Genomic DNA, 25,504 nt, shown 5'->3' on the forward strand with positions numbered 1-25,504 from the left:
CTGCATGGTATGTTCGGACAAAGTCACTCGAGGAGCAGGATTGCAAATGAATAGGCTCGCTACTCTGTCCGCGCTCGCCGCGTTCGCTCTGGCCGCCGGGCCGGCCCAGGCCGCCCTCAAGGAAGGGGCGACCGCTCCCGCTTTCGTCGCCAAGGGTGCGATGGCCGGCAAGCCGATCACCTTCGACCTCAAGAAGGCGCTGAAGAAGGGGCCCGTCGTGCTCTACTTCTTCCCGGCCGCCTTCACCCCGGGCTGCAACATCGAAGCCGCCGCCTTCGCCGAAGCGATCCCCGATTTCACCAAGGCGGGCGCGACGGTCATCGGCGTCACCCAGGGCAACGTCGATCAACTGGCCGACTTTTCCGGCAAGCACTGCGCCGGCAAGTTCGCTGTCGCCGCCGCGAGCGACGCGATGAAGACCGGCTATGACGTGGAACTTAAGCGTCCCGGCAGCACGAGCAGCGTGACGGACCGTACGACCTTCGTGATCGCGCCCAACGGCAAGATCGTGATGAGCTTCTCGGACCTCAAGCCGAACGATCACATCACCAAGAGCCTCGCGGCGGTCAAGGCGCTCAAGAAGAAGGCCTGACGCCCCAGCGCGGGATTTTCCCGCACCACTTTCCCGAGCGGCCCGCCTGCGCTAGGCGGGCCGCTCTTTTTGACCTGAAGGATTGTTCCATGCGTGCCGAGGGGCAGGCCCATATCGACCGGATCGATGCAGCGCTGGCGCTGGTGCGCAAGTCGCTCGACTGGGAACGCGCGGTGCGCCGGCTCGACGAGCTCAACGCCCGGGTCGAGGATCCGACCCTGTGGGACAACCCCAAGAAGGCCGAAGAGGTCATGCGCGAGCGGCGCCGCCTGGAAAGCGCCATCGGCACGGTGAACGAGATTTCCGCCGAGATGGCCGACGCGATCGAATTCGTCGAACTGGGTGAAATGGAAAGCGACGACGCGGTCGTTTCCGAGGGCCTGGATTCGCTGCGCCGGCTGGCCGAACGGGCCGACGCCGACAAGGTCCAGGCGCTGCTCGCGGGCGAGGCGGACGGCAACGACACCTACATCGAAATCCACGCCGGGGCCGGCGGCACCGAAAGCCAGGACTGGGCCGAGATGCTGCTGCGCATGTACGCCCGCTGGGCGGAGAAGCGCGGCTTCAAGGTCGAGACGGTCGAGTACGGCGCGGGCGAGCAGGCCGGCATCAAGAGCGCCACGCTGCTGGTCAAGGGCGAGAACGCCTATGGCTATGCCAAGACCGAGAGCGGGGTCCACCGGCTCGTGCGGATCAGCCCTTACGACAGCAGCGCCCGGCGCCACACCAGCTTCAGCTCGGTCTGGGTCTACCCGGTGATCGACGACAACATCGATGTGGAGATCAACGAGGGCGATCTGCGGATCGATACCTACCGCGCGAGCGGCGCGGGCGGGCAGCACATCAACACGACCGATTCGGCGGTGCGCATCACCCACCTTCCGACCGGCATCGTCGTCGCCAGCCAGCACGACCGCAGCCAGCACAAGAACCGCGCGACCGCGATGAGCATGCTCAAGGCCCGGCTCTACGAAGCCGAACTGGCCAAGCGCGAGGCCGTTGCGGCCGGAGAGTACCAGGAGAAGACCGAGATCGGCTGGGGCCACCAGATCCGCAGCTACGTCCTGCAGCCCTACCAGATGGTCAAGGACCTGCGCACCGGCGTGACCAGCCCCACGCCCGACGACGTGCTCGACGGCGACCTCGACGAATTCATCGCCGCGGCGCTGGCCCAGCGCGTGACCGGCGAAACGGTCCAGGTGGAGGACGTCGAATAGTCAGGCTTTGCCTTGCCTAGCAGGGCTGGCTATTTGGAATCGTCGATGCAGCGCCTGCCACTCTTCGTTGCGCTTGCCGCCCTGGCCGCTTGCCAGCAGGCCGAGGAAAGGTCGCGCCCGCCGGGCTCGCGCGAATTCCCGCGTGCTTATCGGCCGGTGTCCGAAGCGACGAGCAACGCGTTCTCCAACGAACAGACGCGCGACGACAGGCGCGAGGCGCAAACGGTGATGGACCTGGCGGACATTCGCAGCGGCATGACCGTGGCCGATATCGGAGCGGGCGAGGGTTATTACACCGTTCGCCTGGCCGAACGCGTGGGCCGCAAGGGCCGCGTGCTGGCCGAAGACATCGACCGCGATGCTCTGGCCCGGTTGGCCAGCCGGGTGGAGGCCGAACGGCTCGACAACGTCTCGATCCGCCTGGGCACAGAGGACGATGCCAAGCTGCCCGCCTCGAGTTTCGACCGGGTGTTCCTGATCCACATGTATCACGAGGTCAGCGAACCCTATGCGTTTCTGTGGCGCCTGCGGCCGGGGCTGCGCAAGGGGGGAAGCGTGATCGTGGTGGACGTAGATCGTCCGACCCACCAGCACGGCATTCCGCCCAAGCTGCTGTTCTGCGAATTCGAACGGGTGGGCTTCCGCCTCGCCGAATTTGTTCGTAGACCTGAACTCGCTGGCTACTATGCCCGCTTCGAAGCAGTCGGGGACCGGCCCGAACCGCGCGATATCGAACCATGCGTACAACCGGGCAACACCGAAGCCGTCGACGTTTCCAACGGCTGAGACTGGGTATTAGGGTCTGTAAATGGCGTTCAAGGGATTGTCTCCGATCATGTACGGCGGCCGCGAGGTCTGGCCGCTGATCGAAGGCGGCAAGGGTGTTTCGGCGACCAACCACATGAGTTCGGGCGCCTGGGCCGCGGCCGGCGGCATCGGCACCGTCAGCGCGGTGAACGCCGACAGTTACGATGCCGAAGGCAAGATCGTCCCGCAGATTTACGACGCGCTGACCCGCAAGGAGCGCCACGAGCAACTGGTCCGCTACGCCATCGACGGTGCGGTCGAACAGGTCCGCCGCGCCTACGACATGGCGAACGGGCCCAACGGGATGCGCGGTGCGATCAACATCAACGTGTTGTGGGAAATGGGCGGCGCGCAGCAGGTGCTCGAAGGCGTGCTGGAACAGACCCGCGGCCTGGTGACGGGCGTCACCTGCGGGGCGGGAATGCCCTACAAGCTGGCGGAGATCGCCGCGCACTACAACGTCAACTACCTGCCGATCATCAGCTCGGCCCGCGCCTTCCGCGCGCTGTGGAAGCGCAGCTATCACAAGGTCGCGGACCTGATGGCGGCGGTGGTCTACGAGGACCCTTGGCTCGCGGGGGGCCATAACGGCCTGTCGAACGCCGAGGATCCGGAAAAGCCGGAAGATCCCTATCCCCGCGTCAAGGCCGTGCGCGACACGATGCGCGCCGAAGGCATTCCCGACAGCGTGCCGATCATCATGGCCGGCGGCGTGTGGTTCCTTCGCGAATGGGACCACTGGATCGACAATCCCGAACTGGGCCAGATCGCCTTCCAGTACGGCACCCGGCCGCTGCTGACCGAGGAAAGCCCGATCCCGCAGGGGTGGAAGGACGCGCTGCGCGATCTCGACGAGGGCGACATACTGCTCCACCGTTTCAGTCCGACCGGCTTCTACAGCTCGGCGGTGCGCAACCCGTTCCTGCGCAACCTGGAGGCGCGCAGCCACCGCCAGATTCCCTATTCGAAGGTGGCGGCGGGCGAGCACACGGTGCAGCTCGACGTCGGGGTGAAGGGCAAGAACTTCTGGGTCGCGCCCCAGGATCTTAATCGCGCGCGCGGGTGGGCTGCCGAAGGCCACACCGAAGCGCTCAAGACGCCCGACGACACCGTGGTGTTCGTCAGCCCGGAAGAGCGCGCGATCATCCGCGAGGATCAGACCGCGTGCATGGGCTGCCTCAGCCACTGCGGCTTCTCGTCGTGGAAGGACCATGACGACTACACGACCGGGCGTCTCGCCGATCCGCGCAGCTTCTGCATCCAGAAGACCCTGCAGGACATCGCGCATGGCCATCCAGTGGAACAGAACCTGATGTTCGCGGGGCATGCGGCCTACCGCTTCAAGCAGGACCCGTTCTACTCGAACAAGTTCACGCCGACCGTGAAGCAACTGGTCGACCGCATCCTGACGGGCGACTGACGCGCGGCTCAGCCGTCGCGATACTCACGCGAATAGCTGCAGGCGCGGATGCGGGTGAATTTCCCGCTCGTTCCGAGGTCGTAGATCGCAATGGTCGTGACGTGCAGCACCTTGCCGTGCGGCAGGTCGATGACTGATTGCTGCTGGCCGGGGATCGGTCGGAACGTTGCATCGACTTCGGCGAAGACGCAATTGCCGCCGTCGGCGAAGTTGACGATGTCGACCCGTTCCTGGACCGCCTGATGGAACGGCTTGTACATCCCGAGGATCGCATCCTTGCCGTGGAACACGAGACCGCGCTCGGGACTAAGGATGAATTCGACGTCTTCGGCGTAGTAACTCGCCATCCGGTCGTAGTCTTTGGTGTTGAAGGCGTCGACGTAGTCTTCGTAAGCGGCGCGCTCCATCAATCGAACTCCCAGCCGCGCTCGCCGTGGTTGGCGACGTCGAGGCCCTGCCGCTCGTCGTCCTCGCTGACCCGCATCGGGATCAGCACCGAGACGCCGAGCGCGATCAGCGCGGTCGCGATGGCCGAGAAGATCGCCACCGCCGCCACGGCGATGACCTGGGCGCCCAGCATGGCGCCCATGCCCATGCCCTCGGCATATCCGGTGCCGCCGAGATCCGGGGCGAGAAACACGCCGAGCAGGACGCTGCCGAGCATTCCGCCGACCCCGTGAACGGCGAACACGTCGAGCGAATCGTCGATCCGCAGCTTCGTCTTGATGAGCTGGATCGCGCCGTAGCAGACCACGGCCGCCGCCAGCCCCAGCAGCAGCGCCGCCCCGGGGGAGATGAACCCGGCGGCAGGCGTCACGGTCGCGAGGCCGGCGATGGCGCCGGTCGCGAAGCCGACGGTGGTGGGCTTGCCGAAGCTCCAGCGTTCGATCCCGATCCACGCCATGGCCGCGGCGGCAGCGGCAACGTGGGTGTTGATGATCGCGGCGGCGGCATCATCGGTCGCGGCGAGGGCCGAGCCGCCGTTGAAGCCGAACCATCCGACCCACAGCAGCATCGCGCCGATCATGGTCAGGCCGGGGGCATGGGGCAGCAGCGCACTGGTGGGAAAGCCCTGCCGCTTGCCGAGCAGCAGCGCCACGACGAGCGCCGAGACGCCGGCCGTGGTATGCACCACGATCCCGCCAGCGAAGTCGAGCGCGCCGAGCTGGGCGAGCCAGCCGCCGCCCCACATCCAGTGTGCTACCGGCGCGTAGACCACCAGGCCCCAGATCGCGCAGAACCACACGACCCAGCCGAACCGCGCACGGTCGACCCAGGCACCGACCATCAGGGCCGGGGTGATCGCCGCAAAGGTCATCTGGAACAGCGCGAAGGCGCTTTCCGGTATCGCCAGCCCTTCGCGCACGTTGCCCAGGTTGTTGAGCATCGCATTCGATCCCGATCCGATCCAGCCGCTGCCTACCGGTCCGAAGGCCAGGGTGAACCCGACCATGATCCACAGGAGCGATCCCACCGCGGCGACCGCCGCGACCTGCAGCAGGACGGAGAGGAAGTTCTTTCCGCGCACCAGCCCGCCGTAGAACAGGCCGAGGCCGGGCAGGGTCATCAGCAGGACCAGCGCCGCCGAGATGAGGATCCACGCCGTGTCGCCGCTGTCACCCGCCGCGACCACACCCGGGTCCTGGGCGAAGGCGACCGCCGGCGAAGCCGCCAGGAGCGACGCGAGTGCGATTTTGCGAAACATTCAGATCTCCCCCGAACCGCGACCCCTCGCGCGGCTGCCTCGGCGCCGCCGATACGACATTTGTGCAAGGCGGGGCAAGGTATTGGCGCAACGATATTGCAGCAACACGCGATACTTGCAGCGAATCCCCGTGCGGGGCTACATCCCTCCGATGCGCCGCCTCCTCGTCTTCGCTCTCCTCGTCACGGCGGTGCCCGCCGCCGGCCAGAACCGCGAAGTGCCTTACTGGGCATCGCTTCGCGCGGACGAGGTCAACATGCGGGTGGGCCCGAGCGAAAGCTACCCGATCGACTGGGTCTACAAACGCAAGGGCCTGCCGGTTAAAGTCGTGCGCCTGAAGGAAGGCTGGCGCCTGGTGCGCGATCCCGACGGCACCGAGGGCTGGATCCTGTCGCGCCTGCTCGATCCGGACCGGGGCGCGATCGTGATCGGCGACGAGCCAGCGGCAATGCGTGCGGAACCATCGGATGACGCCCCCCTGCGCTGGCAGGTCGAGCCCGGCGTCGTCGGCCGGCTGGGCGAGTGCGAGGCGGGCTGGTGCGAATTCGATGTGACGGGGCGCCGGGGCTGGATCGAGGCCGAACGCCTGTGGGGCGCCGGCGAGCCCTGACGCGAAAAGGGCGGCCCTTGCGGAGCCGCCCTCTACCTTGTGCGCTTAATGCGGTGCTCAGGCGGACTTGGTCCAGACCAACGTCACGCCGTCGTCGCCTGTCGTCCGGACCGTGCCGTCGGCCGCCGGTGAGGCGACAAGCAGGCACGAAGTCTGCGCATCGGTGCCTTCGGGGTCGAAGCAGGTCTTGCCCTGATCGTTCTTCCAGGTGCCGGTCTCGGTCGTGGCGCCCATGGAGCGGGTGTAGGTCCCGTCGCCGTTAAGCACGTTCTTGATCGCCGTACCGTCGGCCGCCGTCGCCTCGTAAGTCCCGGCGGTGACCAGATAGCCGCCTTCGGTGACTTGCTCGACTGCCGCTGGCGTCGGCAACGCGGCAACCGTCTCGTCGGCTGCGGGAGCTTCCGCCGGTTCGCCACCGGAACAGGCGGCGAGAAGAGCGGCGGGTGCAATGGCGGCAAGCAATCTTTTCATCTGTAATTCCTCTAGATAAGGTCGGATCAGCCCTGGGCGGGCACGTGATCTTCAAGCGCGCCTTCGACCGGTTTGATCGTCGCCACGTCGCCGTTCGCAGCGGTTGCCTTCACCACGCCGTTGGCATCGGGGGCGCTGTCGGTGAAGCAGCTCTCCTGCTCCTGGCCTTCGACGACAAAACAGGTCTTGCCGCCCTTCATGAAGATCGAGCCGCCGGTGGCGGATCCGTCGGCGGCGACGCGTGAGAAGGTCATCCCCGGGTGAATCTCGATGTAGTCCATTTCGCCGCCGGAACGGGTGACCTGGTAGGTGCCGGGGGCAACCGCTTCGAAGCCCGGCGCTTCGCCTTCGAGCACGCCGGACGCGGCCGCCGTCTCTTCGGTGGTCGCTGCGGAAGCATCAGCGTCGGCGTCCGCGGTTTCGGCGTTGTTGCAGGCCGCCAGTGCAATCACGGCGGCGCATGCGAGTAACTTCCTCATGGTCCATCTCCCTGTTCTATGAGCGTTCAGTTGCAAGAACCCCGGGGGCCGTTCGACGTTCCATCATGCGCCGCTTGTAAGAAGGGCGGCCTTCGCAGGCCGCCCTTACGTAATCAGACCAAAACGGATCGGTCAGCACATTTCGACCGCGATCGCCGTGGCTTCGCCGCCACCGATGCACAGCGATGCGATGCCGCGCGACTTGCCCTGCTTCTTGAGCGCGTTGACCAGGGTCACGATGATGCGCGTGCCACTGGCGCCGATCGGGTGGCCCAGCGCGGTGCCGCCGCCGTTCACGTTGATCTTGTCGTGCGGGATGCCGATGTCGTGCATCGCGAACATGGTGACGCAGGCGAACGCCTCGTTCACTTCCCACAGGTCGACATCGTCGGCCTTCCAGCCGAGCTGCGACAGCAGCTTCTGGATCGCGCCGACCGGCGCGATGGTGAACTCGCTCGGCTCCTGCGCGTGCGCGGCGAGGCCGACGATCTTCGCCACGGGGGTCAGGCCCTTGTCGCGCGCCACGCTCTCGCGGCTGATGACGAGCGCGGCCGCGCCGTCGGAAATCGAGCTGGAGGTTGCCGCCGTGATCGTCCCGTCCTTGGCGAAGGCCGGGCGCAGGGTGGGGATCTTCTCGGGCCGCCCCTTGTGCGGCTGCTCGTCCCGTTCGACCACCACGTCGCCCTTGCGCGAGCTGATGGTGACGGGAACGACCTCGTCGTCGAACTTGCCTTCGTCGATCGCGGCGACCGAGCGTCGCAGCGACTCGATGGCATAGGAATCCATGTCCTCGCGGGTCAGCTGGTACTGGTTGGCGGTTTCCTGCGCGAACGTGCCCATCGCGCGCCCTTCCTCGTAGGCATCTTCCAGCCCGTCGAGGAACATGTGGTCGTAGGCGGTGTCGTGGCCCAGCCGCGCGCCCGAGCGGTGCTTCTTGAGCAGGTAGGGCGCGTTGGTCATGCTCTCCATCCCGCCCGCGACGACCACGTCGACCGAGCCGGTGGCGAGCGCTTCGGAGCCCATGATGACCGTCTGCATGCCGCTGCCGCAGACCTTGTTGACCGTCGTCGCCTGGGCAGACTTGGGCAGGCCGGCCTTGAGCGCCGCCTGGCGGGCAGGGGCCTGGCCGAGGCCGGCCGGAAGCACGCAGCCCATGTAGACCCGGTCCACGTCCTCGCCCGAAACGCCTGCCCGCTCGACCGCCGCCCTGACCGCCGTCGCGCCCAGATCGGTTGCACTGGCGTCGGACAACACGCCCTGCATGCCGCCCATCGGCGTGCGCGCATAGCTGAGGATGACGATCGGATCGGAAGCGGAGAACTGTGCCATGAGCGGGTTAAGCCTCGAATTGGAGTGAGAGACGGGGGTTCAGGGTGCCCTTTGGGCATCTAGGGATGGGGCGCCGCCAAGGCAATGGAGCGGGCGCTTCCGGCCACGCAGTGCACGGCCGGAATGAAAGGTGACACGAAGAGTACACCTCGGTCGTCCGCGCCGCCGGCCCCCGACGGGCCCTGCAACAATGATAAGTGCGGCGACGGGCGGTGCGAGCGGACATAGGCGAATCCAAGCACATCAAGGCCATTGCGGGAAAGCCAATTTCGCGCCGCGCGGACATGCATCGTGAAAACCCGGGTCCAGCGGCCTTGCGCGCTTCGGACCCACGGACTAGGGCGCGCTTCGAACGCTAGCAATCGAGTCAGGCGCTTGGTCGATCTTTCGCAATACCTGCCGATCCTTATCTTTCTCGGCATCGCGCTGGGGCTCTCGGCCCTGTTCGTGTTCCTGCCGATGGGGGTCGCCCGGCTGACCGGCGCGCACAATCCCAATGCCGAGAAGCTGAGCGAGTACGAGTGCGGCTTCCCCGCGTTCGAAGACCCGCGCAGCCAGTTCGATGTCCGCTTCTACCTCGTGGCGATCCTGTTCATCATCTTCGACCTCGAGGCGGCGTTCCTGTTTCCCTGGGCGGTCAGCCTCGATCTGACCGGCTGGCCCGGCTGGATCACCATGATGGTGTTCCTGTTCGAACTGCTGATCGGCCTAGTCTATGCCTGGAAGAAGGGAGCGCTCGAATGGGAGTAGGTGACACCGGCCCGCTCGACCACGCACTGGCCAACCGCGGCGCCAGCACGGTGATCGGCCCCGCGAACAATCAGGTCCTGCACCCCGAGATTCGCCAGCCGGGCGCGGATTTCTACAACTCGCTCGCCACCGAGGTGAACGACAAGGGCTTCCTCGTCACCAGCACCGAAGAGCTGTTCCAGTGGGCTCGCACCGGCAGCCTGTGGTGGATGACCTTCGGCCTCGCCTGCTGCGCGGTGGAGATGATCCACGTCAACATGCCGCGCTACGACATGGAGCGGTTCGGCGTCGCCCCGCGCGCCTCGCCGCGCCAGTCGGACGTGATGATCGTCGCGGGCACCCTGTGCAACAAGATGGCCCCGGCGCTGCGCAAGGTCTACGACCAGATGTCGGACCCCAAGTACGTCATCAGCATGGGCAGCTGCGCCAACGGCGGCGGCTATTACCACTACAGCTACTCCGTTGTGCGCGGATGCGACCGGATCGTGCCGGTGGACATCTACGTGCCGGGCTGCCCGCCGACTGCCGAAGCGCTGCTTTACGGCGTGATGCAACTCCAGCGGAAGATCCGCCGCAGCGGGACGATCGAGCGCTAGGATGGCGAGCGTGTTCCACCCGGCGCCGAAGATTTCCTCGAACGAGGGCGTGCGCGAGGCGTTGACCGCGGCGCTCGGCAGTCACGTGCTCGCCAGCAAGGAAGAGCACGGCGAGATCGTGATCGGTGTGCAGCGCGAAGGCATCGAGGATGTCCTGCGCCTGCTGCGCGACGAGCACGGCTACCAGCAGCTGATGGAGATCGCCGGGGTCGACTTCCCGGGCCGCGACGAGCGGTTCGAGGTCGTCTACATGCTTCTGAGCCTGACCAAGAACCACCGCATCATGGTCAAGGTCCGTGCGGCCGAGAACACTCCGGTGCCGACCGTCACCACATTGTGGCCCAATGCCGGATGGCTCGAGCGCGAAGTGTTCGACCTCTATGGCGTGCTCTTCGCGGGCAACACTGACCTGCGCCGCATCCTGACCGACTACGGGTTCGAAGGGCATCCCTTCCGCAAGGACTTCCCGCTCACCGGGTACCAGGAACTCCGCTACTCCGAAGAAGAGAAGCGCGTCGTCTACGAGCCGGTCGAACTGGCGCAGGACTTCCGCAGCTTCGATTTCATGAGCCCATGGGAAGGCGCCGACTACGTGCTGCCGGGCGACGAGAAGGCGGCCAAGGCACCGCCACCTCCGCCGGTGGACGAGCCCAAGACGACCGAGAAGCCTTCGGATACCGGCGCCGGCAAGGCCGCCAACGAAGTGGCAGACGACAAGGTTTCCGCCGGAGCCCCGGCCGAGGATACGAGCAGCACGGAAGCGCCCGCCGCTCCCGAGCCGACCGAGGACCGCCCGGCACGCAAGCCGCGCAAGACGGCCGGCAGGGACACCGCGGGCGCCACCAAGACCAGGCAGACCAAGGAGAAGAAGGTATGATCCGCGCCATCTTCGCTCTCGCCGCGCTGCCTCTTGCGCTGGCCGCTTGCAGCAACGAACCCGATCCGGCCGCGTCCGACACGGTGCAGGATGCCGAAGACGCCCGCGTCGAGGAAAACAGCGGACTGTCGCCGGCCGTGAACGAGCAGAATGCAGTCGAAACCACGGCCGTGCCCGAGCTCGAGGCGTTCGCCACCGATCGCACGCCCGGGATACCGGGGGCGGTTGTCACCTGCAGCTTCAAGCTGGGCACCAACACGCTGCTGATCACCGGGCTCGAGCCGCAGGCCAATGCGCGCGGCAAGGGTATCGTCCAGGTCGGCGGCGAGGAGCGAATCCTGACCGGCACCGCCGCGCTGGGGGCCGACGGCATGCGCGCCGGCCCGACGATGACCGATGGCGAGTACACCGTCGTCGTCGAACGGGAATCCAAGACCGGCGCCGCCGCCGCGGGCGTGCCTGCGACGATCGTGTCGCGCTACAACATGGCCAACGAGCGCCGCTACGGCCCGGGCCTCTGGACGTGCAGCTCATGACGATGCAACTCGAGAAGTCGCCGACGACCGGCGACGAGGTCATCACCAACTACACCATCAACTTCGGGCCGCAGCACCCGGCGGCCCACGGCGTGCTGCGCATGGTGATGGAACTGGACGGCGAGATCATCGAACGGATCGATCCGCATGTGGGCCTGCTTCACCGCGGCACCGAAAAGCTGATCGAATACAAGACCTACCTGCAGGCGCTGCCCTATTTCGACCGGCTCGACTACTGCAGCCCGCTGGGGATGGAGCACAGCTACGTCCTGGCGATCGAGAAGCTGCTCAACATCGAGGTGCCGGTGCGCGCGCAGTACCTGCGGGTGCTGTTCGCCGAGCTGACCCGCATCTGCAACCACATGCTCAACCTCGGCAGCCACGTAATGGATGTCGGCGCCATGACGCCGAACCTGTGGATGTTCGAGATCCGCGAGGATTGCCTCAACTTCTTCGAGCGGGCGAGCGGTGCGCGGATGCACATGGCCTGGTTCCGCCCCGGCGGCGTGCACCAGGACGTGCCGCTCAAGCTGCTGACCGACATCGGCGACTGGCTCGACACCCGGCTTCCGCGCCTGTTCGAGGACGCGATGAGCCTGGTGGTCGACAACCGCATCTTCAAGCAGCGCAACGTCGACATCGCGGTGGTCGGTCGCGACGATGCAATCGCCTGGGGCTTTTCCGGTCCGATGATCCGCGCCGCGGGCATCCCGTGGGACCTACGCAAGAGCCAGCCCTACGACGTCTACGACCGGATGGACTTCGAGATTCCGGTCGGCACGAACTCCGACTGCTACGACCGCTTCATGGTCCGCGTGGAAGAGGTGCGCCAGTCGGCCCGCATCATGAAGCAGTGCCTGGCCGAAATGCCCGAAGGCCCCATCGCCAGCGACGATCGCAAGGTCGTCCCGCCTGCGCGGGGCGAGATGAAGCAATCGATGGAAGCGCTGATCCATCACTTCAAGCTCTACACCGAGGGATTCCACGTGCCTGCGGGCGAAGTCTACGTCGCCACCGAAAGCCCCAAGGGCGAATTCGGCGTCTATCTGGTCAGCGACGGAAGCAACAAGCCGTACCGCTGCAAGATCCGCCCGACCGCATTCAGCCACCTGCAGGCGATGGACTTCATGTCCAAAGGCCACATGCTGCCCGACGCGACCGCCATCCTCGGCGCGATCGACGTGGTGTTCGGGGAGTGCGACCGGTGAGCGAAGCACCCGTTAAATATGACCGCCTAGTGACTTTCAACCGTGTCGCGGGCGTCGTTGCCACTCTGTCGTTTGCGGCGCTCTTGCTAATTTCTGAAGAGCGTTCGGCGTCGATGTACTCCGCCGCGTTCTACGTTTTTCTCGCTTCGATCCTGAGCCTGATTGTGCTGACAATTTTTACCGCGCGCTGCAAACGCCGCCACGGGGTGCACCGTCATGGCTGACCGCGCCCCCGCACCCGATACGCCCGAGCTGCGCGAGCGGTGGGGTTCGTTCGCCTGGACCGCCGAGAACGCGGCCAAGGCGAAGGAGATCGTCGCGCGCTATCCTGAGGGGCGGCAGAAGTCGGCGGTGATGCCGCTGCTCGACCTCGCCCAGCGGCAGGTCGGCGCGGAGACGAACACGCAGGGCTGGCTGCCGTTGCCGGTGATGGAATTCATTGCCCGCGAGCTCGCCATGCCGGTGATCCGCGTGCTCGAGGTCGCGACGTTCTACACGATGTACAACATCGCGCCGGTCGGCCGCTTCCACGTGCAGGTCTGCGGCACCACGCCGTGCATGCTGCGCGGCTCCGACGACATCCTCGCCGCGTGCAAGAAGCGTGGCATGCATAAGGGCCACACCACGCCCGACGGGCTGTGGACGCTGACCGAGGTCGAGTGCATGGGCAACTGCTCGTCGGCCCCGATGGTGCAGATCAACGACGGCAACTACGAGGACCTGACGGTCGAACGCTTCGACGCCGTGCTCGATGCGCTTGCCGCCGGCCAGCAGCCCAAGGAAGGCACGCAGGATCCGGCGCGCCACACCGTCGAGCCAGTTGGCGGGCCGTCGACGTTGCGCGAAATGGTTAGCGAGAACCACGACTACCGGGGGGAATGGTAATGCCCCGGCCGCTGATGTTCCGCCTGGCCGCGACGCTGTTCTTCGTCGCCGCGATCGGCTTCTTCCTCGCCGACAGGATGGCGCCCGGCGCCGCGTTCATCGCGCTCGGCGCGGCGTTCCTCGGCATTTCAAACTCCAAGCGCATGAAGGGCGGCGACCAGTGAGTATCGCGACCATCGTCATCGCGCTGGTGCTCGCCTTCATCGCCTGGAAGGTGCTGACCGGCGTCATCAAGATCGCGGCCATCGTCGGCATCATTGCGCTCGCCATCTGGTTCGTCTCGCAGGGAGGGCTTGGCGCGTGAGCCTGGCTGACAAGGACCGCATCTTCACCAACCTTTACGGCTACCAGGACTGGGGCCTGAAGGCGGCGCAGCAGCGCGGCGACTGGGACGATACCAAGGCGCTCATGGGCGTCGGCCAGGATGCCATCATCGAGGAAATCAAGGCGTCCGGCCTGCGCGGCCGCGGCGGCGCCGGCTTCCCGACCGGCATGAAGTGGTCCTTCATGCCCAAGGAGAGCAAGGACGGCCGGCCGAGCTTCCTCGTCATCAACGCCGACGAATCCGAGCCCGGTTCGTGCAAGGACCGCGAGATCATCCGCCACGATCCGCACAAGCTGATCGAGGGTGCGCTGATCGCCGGCTTCGCGATGCGCGCGCGTGCGGCGTACATCTACATCCGCGGGGAATACATTCGCGAGGCCGAGACCTTGTTCAAGGCCGTGGCCGAAGCCTACGACGCAGGCCTGCTGGGCAAGAACGCCGCCGGATCGGGCTACGATTTCGACGTATTCGTGCACCGCGGGGCGGGGGCCTACATCTGCGGCGAAGAGACCGCGATGATCGAGAGCCTGGAAGGCAAGAAGGGCCAGCCGCGCCTCAAGCCGCCGTTTCCCGCCGGGGCAGGGCTCTACGGCTGCCCGACGACGGTCAACAACGTCGAATCCATCGCCGTCGTCCCCACGATCCTGCGCCGCGGCGCAGCGTGGTTCGCCAGCTTCGGCGCCGAGGGAAACAAGGGCACCAAGCTGTTCCAGATCTCCGGCCACGTCGAGAAGCCGTGCGTGGTGGAAGAGGCGATGAGCATCCCCTTCCGCGAACTGATCGAGAAGCATTGCGGCGGCATTACCGGCGGGTGGGACAACCTGCTCGCCGTCATTCCCGGCGGGTCCTCCGTCCCGCTGGTTCCGGCCAAGGACATCATCGACTGTCCGATGGATTTCGACGGCCTCAAGGCCGTTGGTTCGGGCCTGGGCACGGCGGCGATCATCGTGATGGACAAGTCGACCGACATCGTCCGCGCGATCAGCCGCATCAGCTACTTCTACAAGCACGAATCCTGTGGCCAGTGCACGCCGTGCCGCGAGGGCACCGGCTGGATGTGGCGCATGATGGAGCGCCTGCGCACCGGCGACGCCGAAATCGGCGAGATCGACATGCTTCAGCAGGTCACCAAGCAGGTCGAAGGCCACACCATCTGCGCGCTGGGCGACGCGGCGGCTTGGCCGATCCAGGGCCTGATCAAGCATTTCCGCCCCGAACTGGAGCGGCGCATTGCCGAGAACGTGCGGGAGGCCGCCGAATGAGTACGACTGGTTCATCCTGCATCCCTGCCATTGCAATTTCGCAGCGGCAGATCAGGTGCGACGCTTCGTTGGCCGCCCGCCATAAGCACGGTGGGCGCCCGACCACGACCCGCAGGTGGGCGACGCGTGGCGCGATTCTCGCGTGTGGTGCTCTGGCGGCGGCAGTTCCAGCCAGTGCGAAGGACGACGGAGTTACAACCATCGCCGAAGCGGTTGCAGAACTCAAAAAACGAAGCGCAAACCAGCCACCCGTCGAAGTGCGTCGCCGTACCGCGCAACTTATCGGCGAATGCATCGCCAAAGGCTCGCGTGAACGACCCAAGGTGCTCAAGTTTCTCCACAACGGGGTTGAGGAAGACGGACGCAAGCTCGTCGATCGAAATTGTCTTGGGGGCGCAATGCTCCAGGGTGGGATCAATCCCGGCAAGGTGATTGCCTATCCTCCGGCGGCAATGCGGGCGATGGTGGCTGACGGTCTCGTGAGGGTTGTTTACGACAAGAGCGGGCCCACCGACTTCCTGTCGGTTCCCCGCCTCGATTACTCGGAGTTCAAGGACATACCGCTCGAGAACACCACGGCAACGGCGCGTCGTGTCGTAGCCGAGCTTGGCGAGTGCACGGCCCGCATATCCCCCGAAGAAGTGCGAAAGCTCGCGCTGACGAAGGCTGCCTCCCCCGAGGAAATGACGCAGATCCGCGCGCTTGTGCCGACGTTCGCCCAATGCCTGCCGCCAAACGTGCAACTGGCGTTTCCGCCTGACGTGCTGCGCGATGCAAGCGTTCTCGCCTATGCGCGCTTGGCATTCGCCAATGAGGGACAGGATCGCCGCTGATGCCCAAAGTCACCGTCGACGGTCAGGAAATCGAGGTCCCCGCCGGGGCGACCGTGCTGCAGGCGTGCGAGCTTGCCGGCAAGGAAATCCCGCGCTTCTGCTATCACGAGCGGCTCTCGATCGCCGGCAACTGCCGGATGTGCCTGGTGGAAGTGAAGCCCGGGCCGCCCAAGCCGCAGGCCAGTTGCGCCCTGCCGGCTGCCGACGGGCAGGAGATCCGCACCGACACCCAGATGGTCCAGGCGGCGCGGGAAGGGGTGATGGAGTTTCTCCTGATCAACCATCCGCTCGATTGCCCGATCTGCGACCAGGGCGGGGAATGCGACCTGCAGGACCAGAGCCTGATGTATGGCCGCGGCGCCTCGCGCTACGACGAGAACAAGCGGGCGGTCACCGAAAAGTACATGGGCCCGCTGATCAAGACGGCGATGACCCGCTGCATTCACTGCACCCGCTGCGTGCGTTTCTCCGAGGAGATCGCCGGGGTGGACGAGATCGGCGCGCTCTATCGCGGCGAGAACATGCAGATCACCACCTATCTCGAGCGTGCGGCCGAGCATGAGCTTTCGGCCAACGTGATCGACCTGTGCCCGGTCGGTGCGCTCACCAGCCGGCCCTATGCCTTCGAGGCGCGGCCGTGGGAGCTCAAGAAGACCTGGGGCATCGACGTCAGCGACGCAGTCGGCGCGAACATCCGCATCGACAGCCGCGGCCGCGAAGTCCTGCGCGTTCTGCCGCGCATCAACGACGACGTTAACGAGGAGTGGATCAGCGACAAGGCGCGCTATCAGGTCGACGGCCTGACCCGCCGGCGGCTGGACAAGGTCTTCGTGCGCCGGGGCGGCAAGCTGGTCCAGGCGAGCTGGGACGATGCGTTCAAGGCCATCGCGGGCGTCAAGGCCGGTGCCAGCATCGCCGCGATCGCCGGCGACATGCTCGACTGCGAGACGATGTTCGCGGCCAAGGCGCTGCTCGGGGCCTGCGGTTCCGACCTGGTCGAAAGCCGCCAGACGGGGATGGACTATCCGACCGACAACCTGGCGGCGATGGCCTTCAATTCGACCTTCGCCGGGATCGAGGAAGCCGACGCGATCCTGATCGTCGGCAGCCACATCCGCTGGGAAGCGCCGCTGGTCAACGTTCGCCTGCGCAAGGCGGTCAAGCGCGGGGCCAAGGTCTTCGTCGTGGGCCCGCATTGGGAAACGACGTTCGGGGCCAAGTTCCTGGGCGACGACGTCAGCGTGCTCGGCGACCTGCCGGGGCATGTCGGCGAAGCGATGGCGGCGGCCGAGCGGCCGGCGATCATCCTGGGCGGCGGCGGGATCGCGGCCGGCGCGCTCGACGCGGCGCTCGGTCTCGCGAGCGAGTGGAACCTGGTCCGTGCGGGCTGGAACGGCTTCAACGTCCTGCATTTCTCGGCCGCGCGGATGGGCGCGCTGATGCTCGGTTTCGCGCAGAACGGCGGGGTCAAGGACCTGGTCCAGGCAGCGCCCAAGCTGCTGCTGGCGCTCGGCGCGGACGAAGTCGATTTTTCCCAGTTCGACGGCAGCTTCAAGGTCTACATCGGCCATCACGGCGACAAGGGCGCGCACGCGGCGGATGTAATCCTGCCCGCGGCGGCTTACACCGAGAAGGCCGGCACCTACGTCAACACCGAGGGCAGGGTGCAGTTCGCCGACAAGGCCGTGTTCGCGCCGGGTGACGCGCGCGAGGACTGGACGATCCTGCGCGCACTGGCGGATGCGCTGGGCGTCACCGTAGGCTTCGACACCTTCGACGAGCTTCGCGCCGCCATGGTCAGCGCGGTCCCGGCGCTTGGGGTCGAAGGATTGGCCGACTACGGCGCCCTGCCCAAGGGCCGGAAGGTCAAGGCCAAGTCCGCCCGCATCGGCAGCCCGATCAAGGATTTCTACCTGACCAACGCGATCGCCCGGTCGAGCCCGACGATGCAACGCTGCTCCGCCGAACTGCTGCACGGCGATGACAGCTTGGCGGAGGCTGCGGAATGACCGAAGCCTTTCAACGCCCGTTCTGGACGCCGTGGGGACCGTGGGACTGGGGTCTTTCGGTCGATGCTGCGTGGTTTTGGGCGACCATTGCGGGGATCCTGCTCATCGCCCTGCCGCTGATGCTGGCGGTGGCCATGATCATCTACGTCGACCGCAAGGTCTGGGCGGCGATGGCGCTGCGGCGCGGGCCGAACGTGGTCGGCCCGTGGGGCCTGCTGCAAAGCTTTGCCGACGGGTTGAAGGTCTTCCTGCAGGAAACCATCATTCCCAGCGCGGCCAACAAGGGCCTGTTCCTGATCGCGCCGATCATCACCTTCACGGTAGCGCTGCTCGCTTGGGCGGTCATTCCGTTTAATTCGGGCGCGGTGCTGGCGGACATCAACGTCGGCCTGCTCTATGTGCTCGCGATCAGTTCGCTCGGCGTTTACGGCGTGGTCATCGCCGGCTGGGCGTCGAACTCGAAGTACCCGTTCTTCTCGGCAATGCGCGCCGCGGCGCAGATGATATCCTACGAGGTCTCGATCGGATTCATCCTGATCTGCGTGGTGCTCTACGCGGGCACGTTCAACATGAACGACATCGTCGCCGCGCAGCGCGGGCACGGGCTGGGGATCGTCAACGGCTACTGGTTCAACCTACTGCTGTTCCCGATGTGGGTCATGTTCCTCATCTCGGGCATGGCGGAGACGGCGCGCGCGCCGTTCGACCTGACCGAGGCGGAAAGCGAGCTCGTCGCGGGCTACCAGACCGAATACAGCTCGATGAGCTTCGCGCTCTACTGGCTGGGCGAATACGCCAACGTCCTGCTGATGTGCGCGCTCAATGCCGTGCTCTTCTTCGGCGGATGGCTGCCCCCGCTCGAGATCGGCATCCTCTACACTGTCCCGGGCGTGGTCTGGCTGCTGCTGAAGATATTCTTCTTCTTCTTCGTGTTCAGTTGGGTGAAGGCGACCGTTCCGCGCTACCGCTACGACCAGCTCATGCGGCTCGGCTGGAAGATCTTCCTGCCCACCAGCCTGCTGTTCGTCGTGCTCGTCTCGGGCTGGCTCATGATTACGAGGTACGGGGCATGAGTCTCGCGCATTACATCAAGGCGTTCACCCTGTGGGAGTTCGTGAAGGCGCACGCCCTCACGCTGAAGTACTTCTTCAAGCCCAAGGCGACGATCAACTATCCGTTCGAGAAGAACCCGCTGTCGCCGCGCTTCCGCGGCGAGCACGCGCTGCGCCGCTATCCCAACGGCGAGGAACGCTGCATCGCGTGCAAGCTGTGCGAGGCGGTCTGCCCGGCGCAGGCGATCACCATCGAGGCGGAACCGCGCGAGGACGGCAGCCGCCGGACCACGCGCTACGACATCGACATGACCAAATGCATCTTCTGCGGCTTTTGCCAGGAAGCCTGCCCGGTCGATGCCGTCGTCGAGGGGCCGAACTTCGAATACGCGACCGAAACGCGCGAGGAACTGCTCTACGACAAGGCGAAACTGCTGGCCAACGGGGACAAGTGGGAGCGGGCCATCGCCGCGAACCTTGAAGCCGATGCGCCCTATCGCTAGGCGGCGCGCGCAACGATGATCCACACCATTGCCTTCTATGTCTTCGCCTTTATGGTCCTCGCCAGCGCCGTGCTGGTGATCACGGCGCGCAACCCGGTGCACTCGGTGCTCTGGCTGATCGTGGCGTTCTTCAACGCCGCGGGCCTGATGGTGCTCGTGGGCGCGGAGTTCATCGCCATGCTGCTGGTCATCGTCTACGTCGGCGCGGTCGCGGTGCTGTTCCTGTTCGTGGTCATGATGCTCGACATCGACTTCGCCGAACTGCGCGCCGGCTTCATGCGCAACTTCCCGCTGGGCATCGTCATCGCGCTGGTCCTGCTGACCGAGCTGGTCGGCGGAATGGTCGCGCTCAATTCGGGCGCGCTGCAGCTCGGCACGCCGGACGGCACCGGCGCGGTGCTGGCGGGCGAGAGCAACATCGAGAACATCGGCGCGCTGCTGTACGGCCGCTATCTTTTCCTGTTCGAGGCTGCGGGCGTGATCCTGCTGGTGGCGATGGTCGGCGCGATCGTCCTGACCCACCGCGAGCGCAAGGACACGCGCCCGCAGAACATCGCCAAGCAGGTCCGCCGCCGTCCGCAGGACGCGACGGTCAACGTCAAGCCCACCGTCGGTCAGGGGGTCGAACTGTGATCGGCATCGAACACTACGTCGTCGTCAGCTCGATCCTGTTCGTGCTCGGCGTCCTCGGCATCTTCCTTAACCGCAAGAACATCATCGTCATCCTCATGGCGATCGAGCTGATCCTGCTGGCGGTGAACATCAACCTGGTGGCGTTCAGCGCCTTCCTGAACGACCTCGTCGGGCAGGTCTTCGCCATGTTCGTGCTGACCGTTGCGGCAGGCGAGGCGGCGATCGGGCTGGCCATTCTGGTCATCTACTTCCGCGGCCGCGGCACCATCGCGGTCGACGATCCCAGCCGGATGAAGGGCTAGGCGCTTGAACGACCAGATCCTCATCATCGTCTTCGCGCCGCTCCTGGCCGCCATCGTGGCGGGCCTGGGCAACCGCGCGCTGGGCAACACCGTGTCCAAGGCGATCACCACCGGCGCCCTGTTCCTCTCCTGCGCGCTGTCGTGGCCGATCTTCCTGACCTATCTGGGCGGCGATGTCCCGGCGACAGTGACGCCGGTGCTGCAGTGGGTGCAATCGGGCGCGCTCAGCTTCGACTGGGCGCTGCGGGTCGACACGCTGACGGCGGTCATGCTGGTGGTCATCACCACCGTCTCCGCGCTCGTCCATCTGTACTCGTGGGGGTACATGAGCGAGGATCCGGACCAGCCGCGCTTCTTCGCCTATCTCAGCCTGTTCACATTCGCGATGCTGATGCTGGTGACGGCGGACAACCTGGTGCAGATGTTCTTCGGCTGGGAAGGCGTGGGCCTCGCCAGCTACCTGCTGATCGGGTTCTGGTTCCGCAAGCCCAGCGCCAACGCCGCGGCGATCAAGGCCTTCGTGGTCAACCGCGTGGGCGACCTTGGCTTCATGCTCGGCATCTTCGGCACGTTCCTCGTCTTCCAGACGACCTCGATACCCGAGATCCTCGCCGCCGCCCCGGCGATGAAGGGCGCCAGCACGATCGGTTTCCTCGGACTGCGGCTCGATACGATGACGATCCTCACGCTGCTGCTGTTCATCGGCGCGATGGGCAAGTCGGCCCAGCTCGGCCTGCACACCTGGCTGCCCGACGCGATGGAAGGCCCGACCCCTGTCTCCGCGCTGATCCACGCCGCCACGATGGTCACCGCGGGCGTGTTCATGGTTTGCCGCCTGTCGCCCATGTTCGAGGCCGCGCCCGACACGCTGACCTTCGTCACCTTCATCGGTATGGCGACCTGCTTCTTCGCCGCCACCGTGGGCACGACGCAGTGGGACATCAAGCGGGTTATCGCCTATTCGACCTGTTCGCAGCTCGGCTACATGTTCTTCGCCGCGGGCGTGGGCGCGTACGGTGCGGCGATGTTCCACCTGTTCACGCACGCCTTCTTCAAGGCGCTGCTTTTCCTGGGCGCTGGCTCGGTCATCCACGCGATGCACCACGAACAGGACATGCGGTACTATGGCGCCCTGCGGAAGGAGATCCCGCTCACGTTCTGGGCGATGATGGCCGGCACGCTGGCGATCACCGGCGTGGGGCTGCTCGGCGTGTTCGGTTTCGCCGGCTTCTATTCGAAGGACTCGATCCTCGAGGCAGCGTTTGCCAGCGGGACCGAGATGGGCCGCGCCGCCTTCTGGCTCGGATGCTTTGCCGCGCTGCTGACCAGCTTCTACTCCTGGCGCCTGATGTTCCTGACCTTCTGGGGCAAGCCGCGCTGGGCCGGTTCGGAGCACATCCAGCATGCCGTCCACGATGCGCACGGTCACGGCCATCATGGCGATCAGCCGAGCGAGGAAGACGCAGGCCACGACGTGGCGCATCATGTGCCCGATCCGCACCACGGCGAGGGCACCGGCGGCTATCACCCGCACGAAAGCCCGTGGACGATGCTCGTGCCGCTGGGCGTGCTGAGCCTCGGCGCGGTGTTCGCCGGGTTCGTGTTCCACACCCAGTTCATCGACGGGGAGTCGTTCTGGAACGGGGCGATCGCCTACAACGAGCACCTGATCCACGCGATGCATGAAGTGCCGCTGCTGGTGAAGCTGGCCGCGACGATCGTCATGCTGATCGGGCTGTTCTTCGCCTGGCTGGCCTACATCCGCGACACATCGATCCCGGGCAAGACCGCCGAGCAGATCCGCCCGGTCTACCTGTTCTTCTTCAACAAGTGGTACTTCGACGAGCTCTACAATGTGCTGTTCGTGAAGCCCGCGTTCTGGTTCGGCCGCGTGTTCTGGAAGCAGGGTGACGTGGGCATCATCGACCGCTTCGGACCGAACGGCGCGGCCTGGGTGGTGGCGAAGGGGGCGGTTGCCGCCAAGCGCATCCAGTCGGGTTACCTGACGAATTACGCCCTGATCATGCTCCTCGGCCTCGTCGCCGCGGTGACCTGGGTGCTGGTGCAGTGATGGGGGGCTTTCCGATCCTTTCCGTGATGCTTCTCGTGCCGCTGCTCGGCGCGCTGGCTTGCCTCTTCTCCGGCGCGAAGGCCGCGCGCATGATCGCGCTGATTGCCACGCTGATCGACCTCGCGCTCGGCATCGCGCTATGGGCCAACTACGACATCGGCGGCGCGCAGTGGCAGTTCACCGAGCGGGCGCCGATCTTCGCCGGGTTCCAGTGGGCCCTGGGGATCGACGGCATCGCGCTGATGCTGATCGTGCTGTCGGTCTTCCTGATGCCGATCTGCATCGGGGCGAGCTGGGATTCGATCACCAAGCGCGTGGGCGAATACATGGCCGCGTTCCTGTTCATGGAAGCGCTGATGATCGGCGTGTTCGCGGCGCAGGACCTGTTCCTGTTCTACATCTTCTTCGAGGCCGGCCTGATCCCGATGTATCTGATCATCGGCGTGTGGGGCGGGGACAACCGGATTTACGCCAGCTACAAGTTCTTCCTCTACACCCTGCTCGGCTCGGTGCTGATGCTGGTCGCCATGCTTTGGATGGTCAACGAAGCCGGCACGACCGACATTCCCACGCTGATGTCGTATGACTTCCCGGCCGGGGCGCAGACCTGGCTGTGGCTGGCCTTCTTCGCCAGCTTCGCGGTGAAGATGCCGATGTGGCCGGTCCACACCTGGCTGCCCGATGCCCACGTGCAGGCGCCCACGGCGGGCTCGGTGATCCTGGCGGGCGTGCTGCTCAAGATGGGCGGCTATGGCTTCATCCGCTTCAGTCTGCCGATGTTCCCCGAAGCGTCGCTGCAGTTCGTCTGGCTCGTTTGGGGGCTGTCGATGGCGGCTGTCGTCATCACCAGCCTGATCGCGCTGGTCCAGCACGACATGAAGAAGCTGATCGCCTATTCCTCGGTCGCGCACATGGCGATCGTGACGATCGGGCTGTTCGCCTTCAACGTGCAGGGCCTCGAAGGCGCGATGATCGTGATGCTGAGCCATGGGCTTGTGTCCGGCGCGCTGTTCCTGTGCGTCGGCGTCATCTACGACCGGCTGCACACGCGCGAGATCGACCGTTACGGCGGCCTGAGCATCAACATGCCCCGCTACGCGCTGTTCTTCATGCTGTTCACCATGGCCAGCGTCGGCCTGCCGGGCACCAGCGGCTTCGTGGGCGAGTTCCTCAGCCTCGCGGGCATCTATCAGGCCAATACCTGGGTGACCGCGGTTTCCGCCACGGGCATCATCCTGGGCGCAGCCTACATGCTCTACCTCTATCGCCGCGTGGCGTTCGGTGAGCAGAAGAACGCCGACGCTGCCGCCATGCCCGACCTCAACCTGCGCGAATGGCTAATGCTCGGCCCGATCGCGGCCGCGGTGCTGTGGATGGGCGTCTATCCCGAAAGCTTCCTCGCCCCGATGCGCAAGGACATCGCCGCGCTCGATGCGCGGGTGGCCCGCGCCAAGCCGGCGGGGGATTCGCTGGTCAAGATCGGAGAGCCCGTGCCCGAAGTCCACACGGCGAGCGATGAGGGCCACGGCCCCGCGCCTGCCGCGCCCGAGGGAGCGCACTGATGGATCTCCAGCAATCGCTCATCCTCATCCTGCCGGAAGAGGTGCTCAGCGTCGCGGGCCTTGTCCTGCTGCTGGTCGCCGCCTGGGCGGGCGACAAGGGCAGCCGGGCCATCTCCATTGCCGCGTGCGTCGCGCTGGGCGCTGCCTTCTTCCTCGTCGCTCCGTCGGTCTGCGGCGGCGCGATGGGTCCGGACACATCGGCCTTCTACGGGCAATTCAGCGCCGATGCCTTCGCCGGTCTCGCCAAGCTGATGATCTTCGCCGCGGCAGGCGCCGCGCTGGTTATCGCGCCGGCTTTCTTCGAACGCTTCGGCGCCATGCGCGCGGAATACCCGGTGCTGGTGATCTTCGCCGCGCTGGGCATGAGCATCATGGTCTCGGCGAACGATCTCATCACGCTCTACATCGGGCTGGAGATGAACTCGCTGGCGGCCTACGTCCTCGCCGCGTTCCTTCGCACCGACGGGCGCTCGGCCGAGGCGGGTCTCAAGTACTTCGTTCTCGGCGCTCTGGCATCGGGCATCCTGCTGTTCGGCATGAGCCTGGTCTACGGCTTTACCGGGACCACGGACTTTGACGGCATCCGCGCCGCACTCGACGGAGGGATGACCACCGGATCGCTGTTCGGCATCACGTTCGTCCTGGCCGGTCTCGCCTTCAAGATCAGCGCCGTGCCGTTCCACATGTGGACGCCCGACGTCTACGAAGGCGCGCCCACGCCGGTCACGATGTTCTTCGCCACCGCGCCCAAGGTCGCCGCCATCGCTCTGTCGGCCCGCGTGGCGCTCGATGCGTTCGGCCCGCAGGCCGATGCCTGGCGCCAGATCGTGATCTTCGCCGCGCTCGCCTCGATCGTGGTCGGCGCGCTCGGCGCGATCGGGCAGGCCAACGTCAAGCGGCTGCTCGCCTATTCCTCGATCAACAACGTCGGCTTCATCCTCATCGGTCTCGCCCTCGCGACGCCGGCCGGGGCCAGCGCCATGCTGGTCTATCTCGCGATCTACGTTGCGATGACCGTCGGCAGCTTCGTCGCCGTGCTGATGATGAAGGACGAGGCGGGCAACCAGCTCGAAGGGATCGCCGACCTTGCCGGGCTGTCGCGTACCAAGCCGATGCTGGCGCTGTGCCTTGCCATGCTGATGTTCAGCCTGGCGGGCATTCCCCCGCTGTTCGGCTTCTGGGGCAAGTTCGTCGTGTTCCAGGCGGCGGTCGACGCGGGCTTCGTGGCGCTTGCCGCGATCGGCATCGCGGCCAGCGTCATCGGCGCGTTCTACTACATCAAGATCGTCAAGATCATGTACTTCGACGATCCGGCCGACACGATCCGCGGGCAGAGCGACTGGGCGCACTGGGCCCTGCTGGCGATCAGTGCGCTGGTAATCTCGCCGGCGGGCTATCTGCTGACCGTCTGGCTCGGCAACCTGGCGGATGGCGCGGCCGCCGCGCTGTTCCTGTCTGCCTGATGCTCCG

29 protein-coding genes are annotated in these 25,504 nt (G+C 65.9%); 24 read left to right on the forward strand and 5 right to left on the reverse strand.

The annotated features are described in order from the left end of the window. The first annotated feature begins 46 nt into the window (after positions 1–46). The 4 genes from ACWPMZ_RS06515 (at position 47) to ACWPMZ_RS06530 (ending at position 4,036) form a co-directional block, all read left to right on the forward strand. Positions 47–592, forward strand: a complete 546-nt coding sequence (locus ACWPMZ_RS06515; protein ID WP_455703194.1) for a peroxiredoxin — start codon at positions 47–49, stop codon at positions 590–592. A gap of 89 nt (positions 593–681) precedes the next feature. Next, positions 682–1,809 (forward strand): peptide chain release factor 2, encoded by a 1,128-nt coding sequence (gene prfB, locus ACWPMZ_RS06520; RefSeq protein WP_455703195.1) that lies wholly within the window; start codon positions 682–684, stop codon positions 1,807–1,809. A gap of 45 nt (positions 1,810–1,854) precedes the next feature. Then, entirely contained in the window at positions 1,855–2,595 is a 741-nt protein-coding gene (locus tag ACWPMZ_RS06525) for a class I SAM-dependent methyltransferase (protein ID WP_455703196.1), read from the forward strand. Between the two features lie 22 nt (positions 2,596–2,617). After that, positions 2,618–4,036 carry an NAD(P)H-dependent flavin oxidoreductase gene (locus tag ACWPMZ_RS06530; RefSeq protein ID WP_455703197.1) on the forward strand — a complete coding sequence of 473 codons (1,419 nt, stop codon included), beginning with the start codon at positions 2,618–2,620 and terminating at the stop codon, positions 4,034–4,036. Positions 4,037–4,044: 8 nt separating this feature from the next. On the opposite strand, the gene ACWPMZ_RS06535 is transcribed toward ACWPMZ_RS06530, so the two are convergent. Beyond that, on the reverse strand, positions 4,045–4,443 hold the full coding sequence (locus ACWPMZ_RS06535) for a nuclear transport factor 2 family protein (RefSeq protein ID WP_455703198.1): 399 nt from the start codon (positions 4,441–4,443) through the stop codon (positions 4,045–4,047). Next, a complete protein-coding gene (locus tag ACWPMZ_RS06540; RefSeq protein ID WP_455703199.1) occupies positions 4,443–5,741 on the reverse strand; it encodes an ammonium transporter in 1,299 nt (432 codons plus the stop codon). The genes ACWPMZ_RS06535 and ACWPMZ_RS06540 overlap by 1 nt, the downstream gene beginning before the upstream one ends. Before the next feature lie 151 nt (positions 5,742–5,892). Between ACWPMZ_RS06540 and ACWPMZ_RS06545 the strand changes: the two genes are divergently transcribed. Beyond that, positions 5,893–6,351, forward strand: coding sequence for an SH3 domain-containing protein (locus ACWPMZ_RS06545; protein ID WP_455703200.1), 459 nt, complete (start codon positions 5,893–5,895; stop codon positions 6,349–6,351). Positions 6,352–6,408: 57 nt separating this feature from the next. Here ACWPMZ_RS06545 and ACWPMZ_RS06550 read toward each other — a convergent pair whose 3' ends face one another. The 3 genes from ACWPMZ_RS06550 to ACWPMZ_RS06560 all read right to left on the reverse strand — a co-directional run bounded on the left by ACWPMZ_RS06550 (position 6,409) and on the right by ACWPMZ_RS06560 (position 8,630). Further along, positions 6,409–6,822 carry a hypothetical protein gene (locus ACWPMZ_RS06550; protein WP_455703201.1) on the reverse strand — a complete coding sequence of 138 codons (414 nt, stop codon included), beginning with the start codon at positions 6,820–6,822 and terminating at the stop codon, positions 6,409–6,411. 26 nt (positions 6,823–6,848) lie between these two features. After that, positions 6,849–7,301 (reverse strand): hypothetical protein, encoded by a 453-nt coding sequence (locus ACWPMZ_RS06555; RefSeq protein WP_455703202.1) that lies wholly within the window; start codon positions 7,299–7,301, stop codon positions 6,849–6,851. A gap of 132 nt (positions 7,302–7,433) precedes the next feature. Continuing rightward, a complete protein-coding gene (locus tag ACWPMZ_RS06560) occupies positions 7,434–8,630 on the reverse strand; it encodes an acetyl-CoA C-acyltransferase (protein WP_455703203.1) in 1,197 nt (398 codons plus the stop codon). 375 nt (positions 8,631–9,005) lie between these two features. Between ACWPMZ_RS06560 and ACWPMZ_RS06565 the strand changes: the two genes are divergently transcribed. From ACWPMZ_RS06565 to nuoN, 19 genes are all read left to right on the forward strand, one after another. Next, positions 9,006–9,380, forward strand: coding sequence for an NADH-quinone oxidoreductase subunit A (locus tag ACWPMZ_RS06565; RefSeq protein ID WP_455703204.1), 375 nt, complete (start codon positions 9,006–9,008; stop codon positions 9,378–9,380). Then, complete coding sequence (locus ACWPMZ_RS06570; RefSeq protein WP_455703205.1) at positions 9,371–9,976, forward strand: NuoB/complex I 20 kDa subunit family protein; 606 nt, start codon at positions 9,371–9,373, stop codon at positions 9,974–9,976. Before ACWPMZ_RS06565 ends, ACWPMZ_RS06570 begins: the two co-directional genes overlap by 10 nt. Position 9,977: 1 nt before the next feature. After that, on the forward strand, positions 9,978–10,853 hold the full coding sequence (locus ACWPMZ_RS06575) for an NADH-quinone oxidoreductase subunit C (protein WP_455703206.1): 876 nt from the start codon (positions 9,978–9,980) through the stop codon (positions 10,851–10,853). Beyond that, positions 10,850–11,389, forward strand: coding sequence for a hypothetical protein (locus ACWPMZ_RS06580; RefSeq protein ID WP_455703207.1), 540 nt, complete (start codon positions 10,850–10,852; stop codon positions 11,387–11,389). The genes ACWPMZ_RS06575 and ACWPMZ_RS06580 overlap by 4 nt, the downstream gene beginning before the upstream one ends. Beyond that, entirely contained in the window at positions 11,386–12,597 is a 1,212-nt protein-coding gene (locus ACWPMZ_RS06585; RefSeq protein ID WP_455703208.1) for an NADH-quinone oxidoreductase subunit D, read from the forward strand. The genes ACWPMZ_RS06580 and ACWPMZ_RS06585 overlap by 4 nt, the downstream gene beginning before the upstream one ends. Further along, a complete protein-coding gene (locus ACWPMZ_RS06590; RefSeq protein WP_455703209.1) occupies positions 12,594–12,821 on the forward strand; it encodes a hypothetical protein in 228 nt (75 codons plus the stop codon). The genes ACWPMZ_RS06585 and ACWPMZ_RS06590 overlap by 4 nt, the downstream gene beginning before the upstream one ends. After that, a complete protein-coding gene (locus ACWPMZ_RS06595) occupies positions 12,814–13,482 on the forward strand; it encodes a complex I 24 kDa subunit family protein (RefSeq protein ID WP_455703210.1) in 669 nt (222 codons plus the stop codon). Before ACWPMZ_RS06590 ends, ACWPMZ_RS06595 begins: the two co-directional genes overlap by 8 nt. Beyond that, a complete protein-coding gene (locus ACWPMZ_RS06600) occupies positions 13,482–13,646 on the forward strand; it encodes a hypothetical protein (protein ID WP_455703211.1) in 165 nt (54 codons plus the stop codon). Before ACWPMZ_RS06595 ends, ACWPMZ_RS06600 begins: the two co-directional genes overlap by 1 nt. Continuing rightward, complete coding sequence (locus ACWPMZ_RS06605; protein WP_455703212.1) at positions 13,643–13,786, forward strand: hypothetical protein; 144 nt, start codon at positions 13,643–13,645, stop codon at positions 13,784–13,786. Before ACWPMZ_RS06600 ends, ACWPMZ_RS06605 begins: the two co-directional genes overlap by 4 nt. After that, entirely contained in the window at positions 13,783–15,069 is a 1,287-nt protein-coding gene (gene nuoF / locus ACWPMZ_RS06610) for an NADH-quinone oxidoreductase subunit NuoF (RefSeq protein ID WP_455703213.1), read from the forward strand. Before ACWPMZ_RS06605 ends, nuoF begins: the two co-directional genes overlap by 4 nt. Before the next feature lie 68 nt (positions 15,070–15,137). After that, positions 15,138–15,902 carry a hypothetical protein gene (locus ACWPMZ_RS06615; protein WP_455703214.1) on the forward strand — a complete coding sequence of 255 codons (765 nt, stop codon included), beginning with the start codon at positions 15,138–15,140 and terminating at the stop codon, positions 15,900–15,902. After that, the gene (nuoG, locus tag ACWPMZ_RS06620; RefSeq protein ID WP_455703215.1) at positions 15,902–17,911 is read left to right on the forward strand and encodes an NADH-quinone oxidoreductase subunit NuoG; all 2,010 of its coding nucleotides are present in this window, start codon (positions 15,902–15,904) and stop codon (positions 17,909–17,911) included. Before ACWPMZ_RS06615 ends, nuoG begins: the two co-directional genes overlap by 1 nt. Next, entirely contained in the window at positions 17,908–18,984 is a 1,077-nt protein-coding gene (gene nuoH / locus ACWPMZ_RS06625; protein ID WP_455703216.1) for an NADH-quinone oxidoreductase subunit NuoH, read from the forward strand. Before nuoG ends, nuoH begins: the two co-directional genes overlap by 4 nt. After that, positions 18,981–19,466: an NADH-quinone oxidoreductase subunit NuoI gene (gene nuoI, locus ACWPMZ_RS06630; protein ID WP_455703217.1), complete on the forward strand. Its 486-nt coding sequence runs from the start codon at positions 18,981–18,983 to the stop codon at positions 19,464–19,466. Before nuoH ends, nuoI begins: the two co-directional genes overlap by 4 nt. Positions 19,467–19,481: 15 nt before the next feature. Beyond that, a complete protein-coding gene (locus tag ACWPMZ_RS06635; RefSeq protein ID WP_455703218.1) occupies positions 19,482–20,099 on the forward strand; it encodes an NADH-quinone oxidoreductase subunit J in 618 nt (205 codons plus the stop codon). After that, positions 20,096–20,401, forward strand: coding sequence for an NADH-quinone oxidoreductase subunit NuoK (gene nuoK / locus ACWPMZ_RS06640; RefSeq protein WP_455703219.1), 306 nt, complete (start codon positions 20,096–20,098; stop codon positions 20,399–20,401). The genes ACWPMZ_RS06635 and nuoK overlap by 4 nt, the downstream gene beginning before the upstream one ends. A 4-nt stretch (positions 20,402–20,405) precedes the next feature. Beyond that, positions 20,406–22,472 carry an NADH-quinone oxidoreductase subunit L gene (gene nuoL, locus ACWPMZ_RS06645; RefSeq protein WP_455703220.1) on the forward strand — a complete coding sequence of 689 codons (2,067 nt, stop codon included), beginning with the start codon at positions 20,406–20,408 and terminating at the stop codon, positions 22,470–22,472. Then, positions 22,472–24,034 (forward strand): NADH-quinone oxidoreductase subunit M, encoded by a 1,563-nt coding sequence (locus ACWPMZ_RS06650; protein WP_455703221.1) that lies wholly within the window; start codon positions 22,472–22,474, stop codon positions 24,032–24,034. The genes nuoL and ACWPMZ_RS06650 overlap by 1 nt, the downstream gene beginning before the upstream one ends. Continuing rightward, on the forward strand, positions 24,034–25,497 hold the full coding sequence (gene nuoN / locus ACWPMZ_RS06655; RefSeq protein WP_455703222.1) for an NADH-quinone oxidoreductase subunit NuoN: 1,464 nt from the start codon (positions 24,034–24,036) through the stop codon (positions 25,495–25,497). Before ACWPMZ_RS06650 ends, nuoN begins: the two co-directional genes overlap by 1 nt. Positions 25,498–25,504 lie beyond the last annotated feature (7 nt).

The organism is Tsuneonella sp. HG222 (assembly GCF_053819185.1).

Bases quoted from the DNA above. Each gene is read 5' to 3' on its own strand.
- ACWPMZ_RS06570 (WP_455703205.1), top strand. From the start codon at position 9,371: ATGGGAGTAGGTGACACCGGCCCGCTCGACCACGCACTGGCCAACCGC.
- ACWPMZ_RS06540 (WP_455703199.1), bottom strand. From the start codon at position 5,741: ATGTTTCGCAAAATCGCACTCGCGTCGCTCCTGGCGGCTTCGCCGGCG.
- ACWPMZ_RS06575 (WP_455703206.1), top strand. From the start codon at position 9,978: ATGGCGAGCGTGTTCCACCCGGCGCCGAAGATTTCCTCGAACGAGGGC.
- ACWPMZ_RS06525 (WP_455703196.1), top strand. From the start codon at position 1,855: ATGCAGCGCCTGCCACTCTTCGTTGCGCTTGCCGCCCTGGCCGCTTGC.
- ACWPMZ_RS06535 (WP_455703198.1), bottom strand. From the start codon at position 4,443: ATGGAGCGCGCCGCTTACGAAGACTACGTCGACGCCTTCAACACCAAA.
- nuoH (WP_455703216.1), top strand. From the start codon at position 17,908: ATGACCGAAGCCTTTCAACGCCCGTTCTGGACGCCGTGGGGACCGTGG.
- ACWPMZ_RS06555 (WP_455703202.1), bottom strand. From the start codon at position 7,301: ATGAGGAAGTTACTCGCATGCGCCGCCGTGATTGCACTGGCGGCCTGC.
- ACWPMZ_RS06600 (WP_455703211.1), top strand. From the start codon at position 13,482: ATGCCCCGGCCGCTGATGTTCCGCCTGGCCGCGACGCTGTTCTTCGTC.
- nuoI (WP_455703217.1), top strand. From the start codon at position 18,981: ATGAGTCTCGCGCATTACATCAAGGCGTTCACCCTGTGGGAGTTCGTG.
- ACWPMZ_RS06585 (WP_455703208.1), top strand. From the start codon at position 11,386: ATGACGATGCAACTCGAGAAGTCGCCGACGACCGGCGACGAGGTCATC.
- nuoN (WP_455703222.1), top strand. From the start codon at position 24,034: ATGGATCTCCAGCAATCGCTCATCCTCATCCTGCCGGAAGAGGTGCTC.
- ACWPMZ_RS06580 (WP_455703207.1), top strand. From the start codon at position 10,850: ATGATCCGCGCCATCTTCGCTCTCGCCGCGCTGCCTCTTGCGCTGGCC.
- ACWPMZ_RS06515 (WP_455703194.1), top strand. From the start codon at position 47: ATGAATAGGCTCGCTACTCTGTCCGCGCTCGCCGCGTTCGCTCTGGCC.
- ACWPMZ_RS06635 (WP_455703218.1), top strand. From the start codon at position 19,482: ATGATCCACACCATTGCCTTCTATGTCTTCGCCTTTATGGTCCTCGCC.
- ACWPMZ_RS06550 (WP_455703201.1), bottom strand. From the start codon at position 6,822: ATGAAAAGATTGCTTGCCGCCATTGCACCCGCCGCTCTTCTCGCCGCC.
- ACWPMZ_RS06530 (WP_455703197.1), top strand. From the start codon at position 2,618: ATGGCGTTCAAGGGATTGTCTCCGATCATGTACGGCGGCCGCGAGGTC.
- ACWPMZ_RS06650 (WP_455703221.1), top strand. From the start codon at position 22,472: ATGGGGGGCTTTCCGATCCTTTCCGTGATGCTTCTCGTGCCGCTGCTC.
- ACWPMZ_RS06545 (WP_455703200.1), top strand. From the start codon at position 5,893: ATGCGCCGCCTCCTCGTCTTCGCTCTCCTCGTCACGGCGGTGCCCGCC.
- ACWPMZ_RS06595 (WP_455703210.1), top strand. From the start codon at position 12,814: ATGGCTGACCGCGCCCCCGCACCCGATACGCCCGAGCTGCGCGAGCGG.
- prfB (WP_455703195.1), top strand. From the start codon at position 682: ATGCGTGCCGAGGGGCAGGCCCATATCGACCGGATCGATGCAGCGCTG.
- nuoG (WP_455703215.1), top strand. From the start codon at position 15,902: ATGCCCAAAGTCACCGTCGACGGTCAGGAAATCGAGGTCCCCGCCGGG.
- ACWPMZ_RS06560 (WP_455703203.1), bottom strand. From the start codon at position 8,630: ATGGCACAGTTCTCCGCTTCCGATCCGATCGTCATCCTCAGCTATGCG.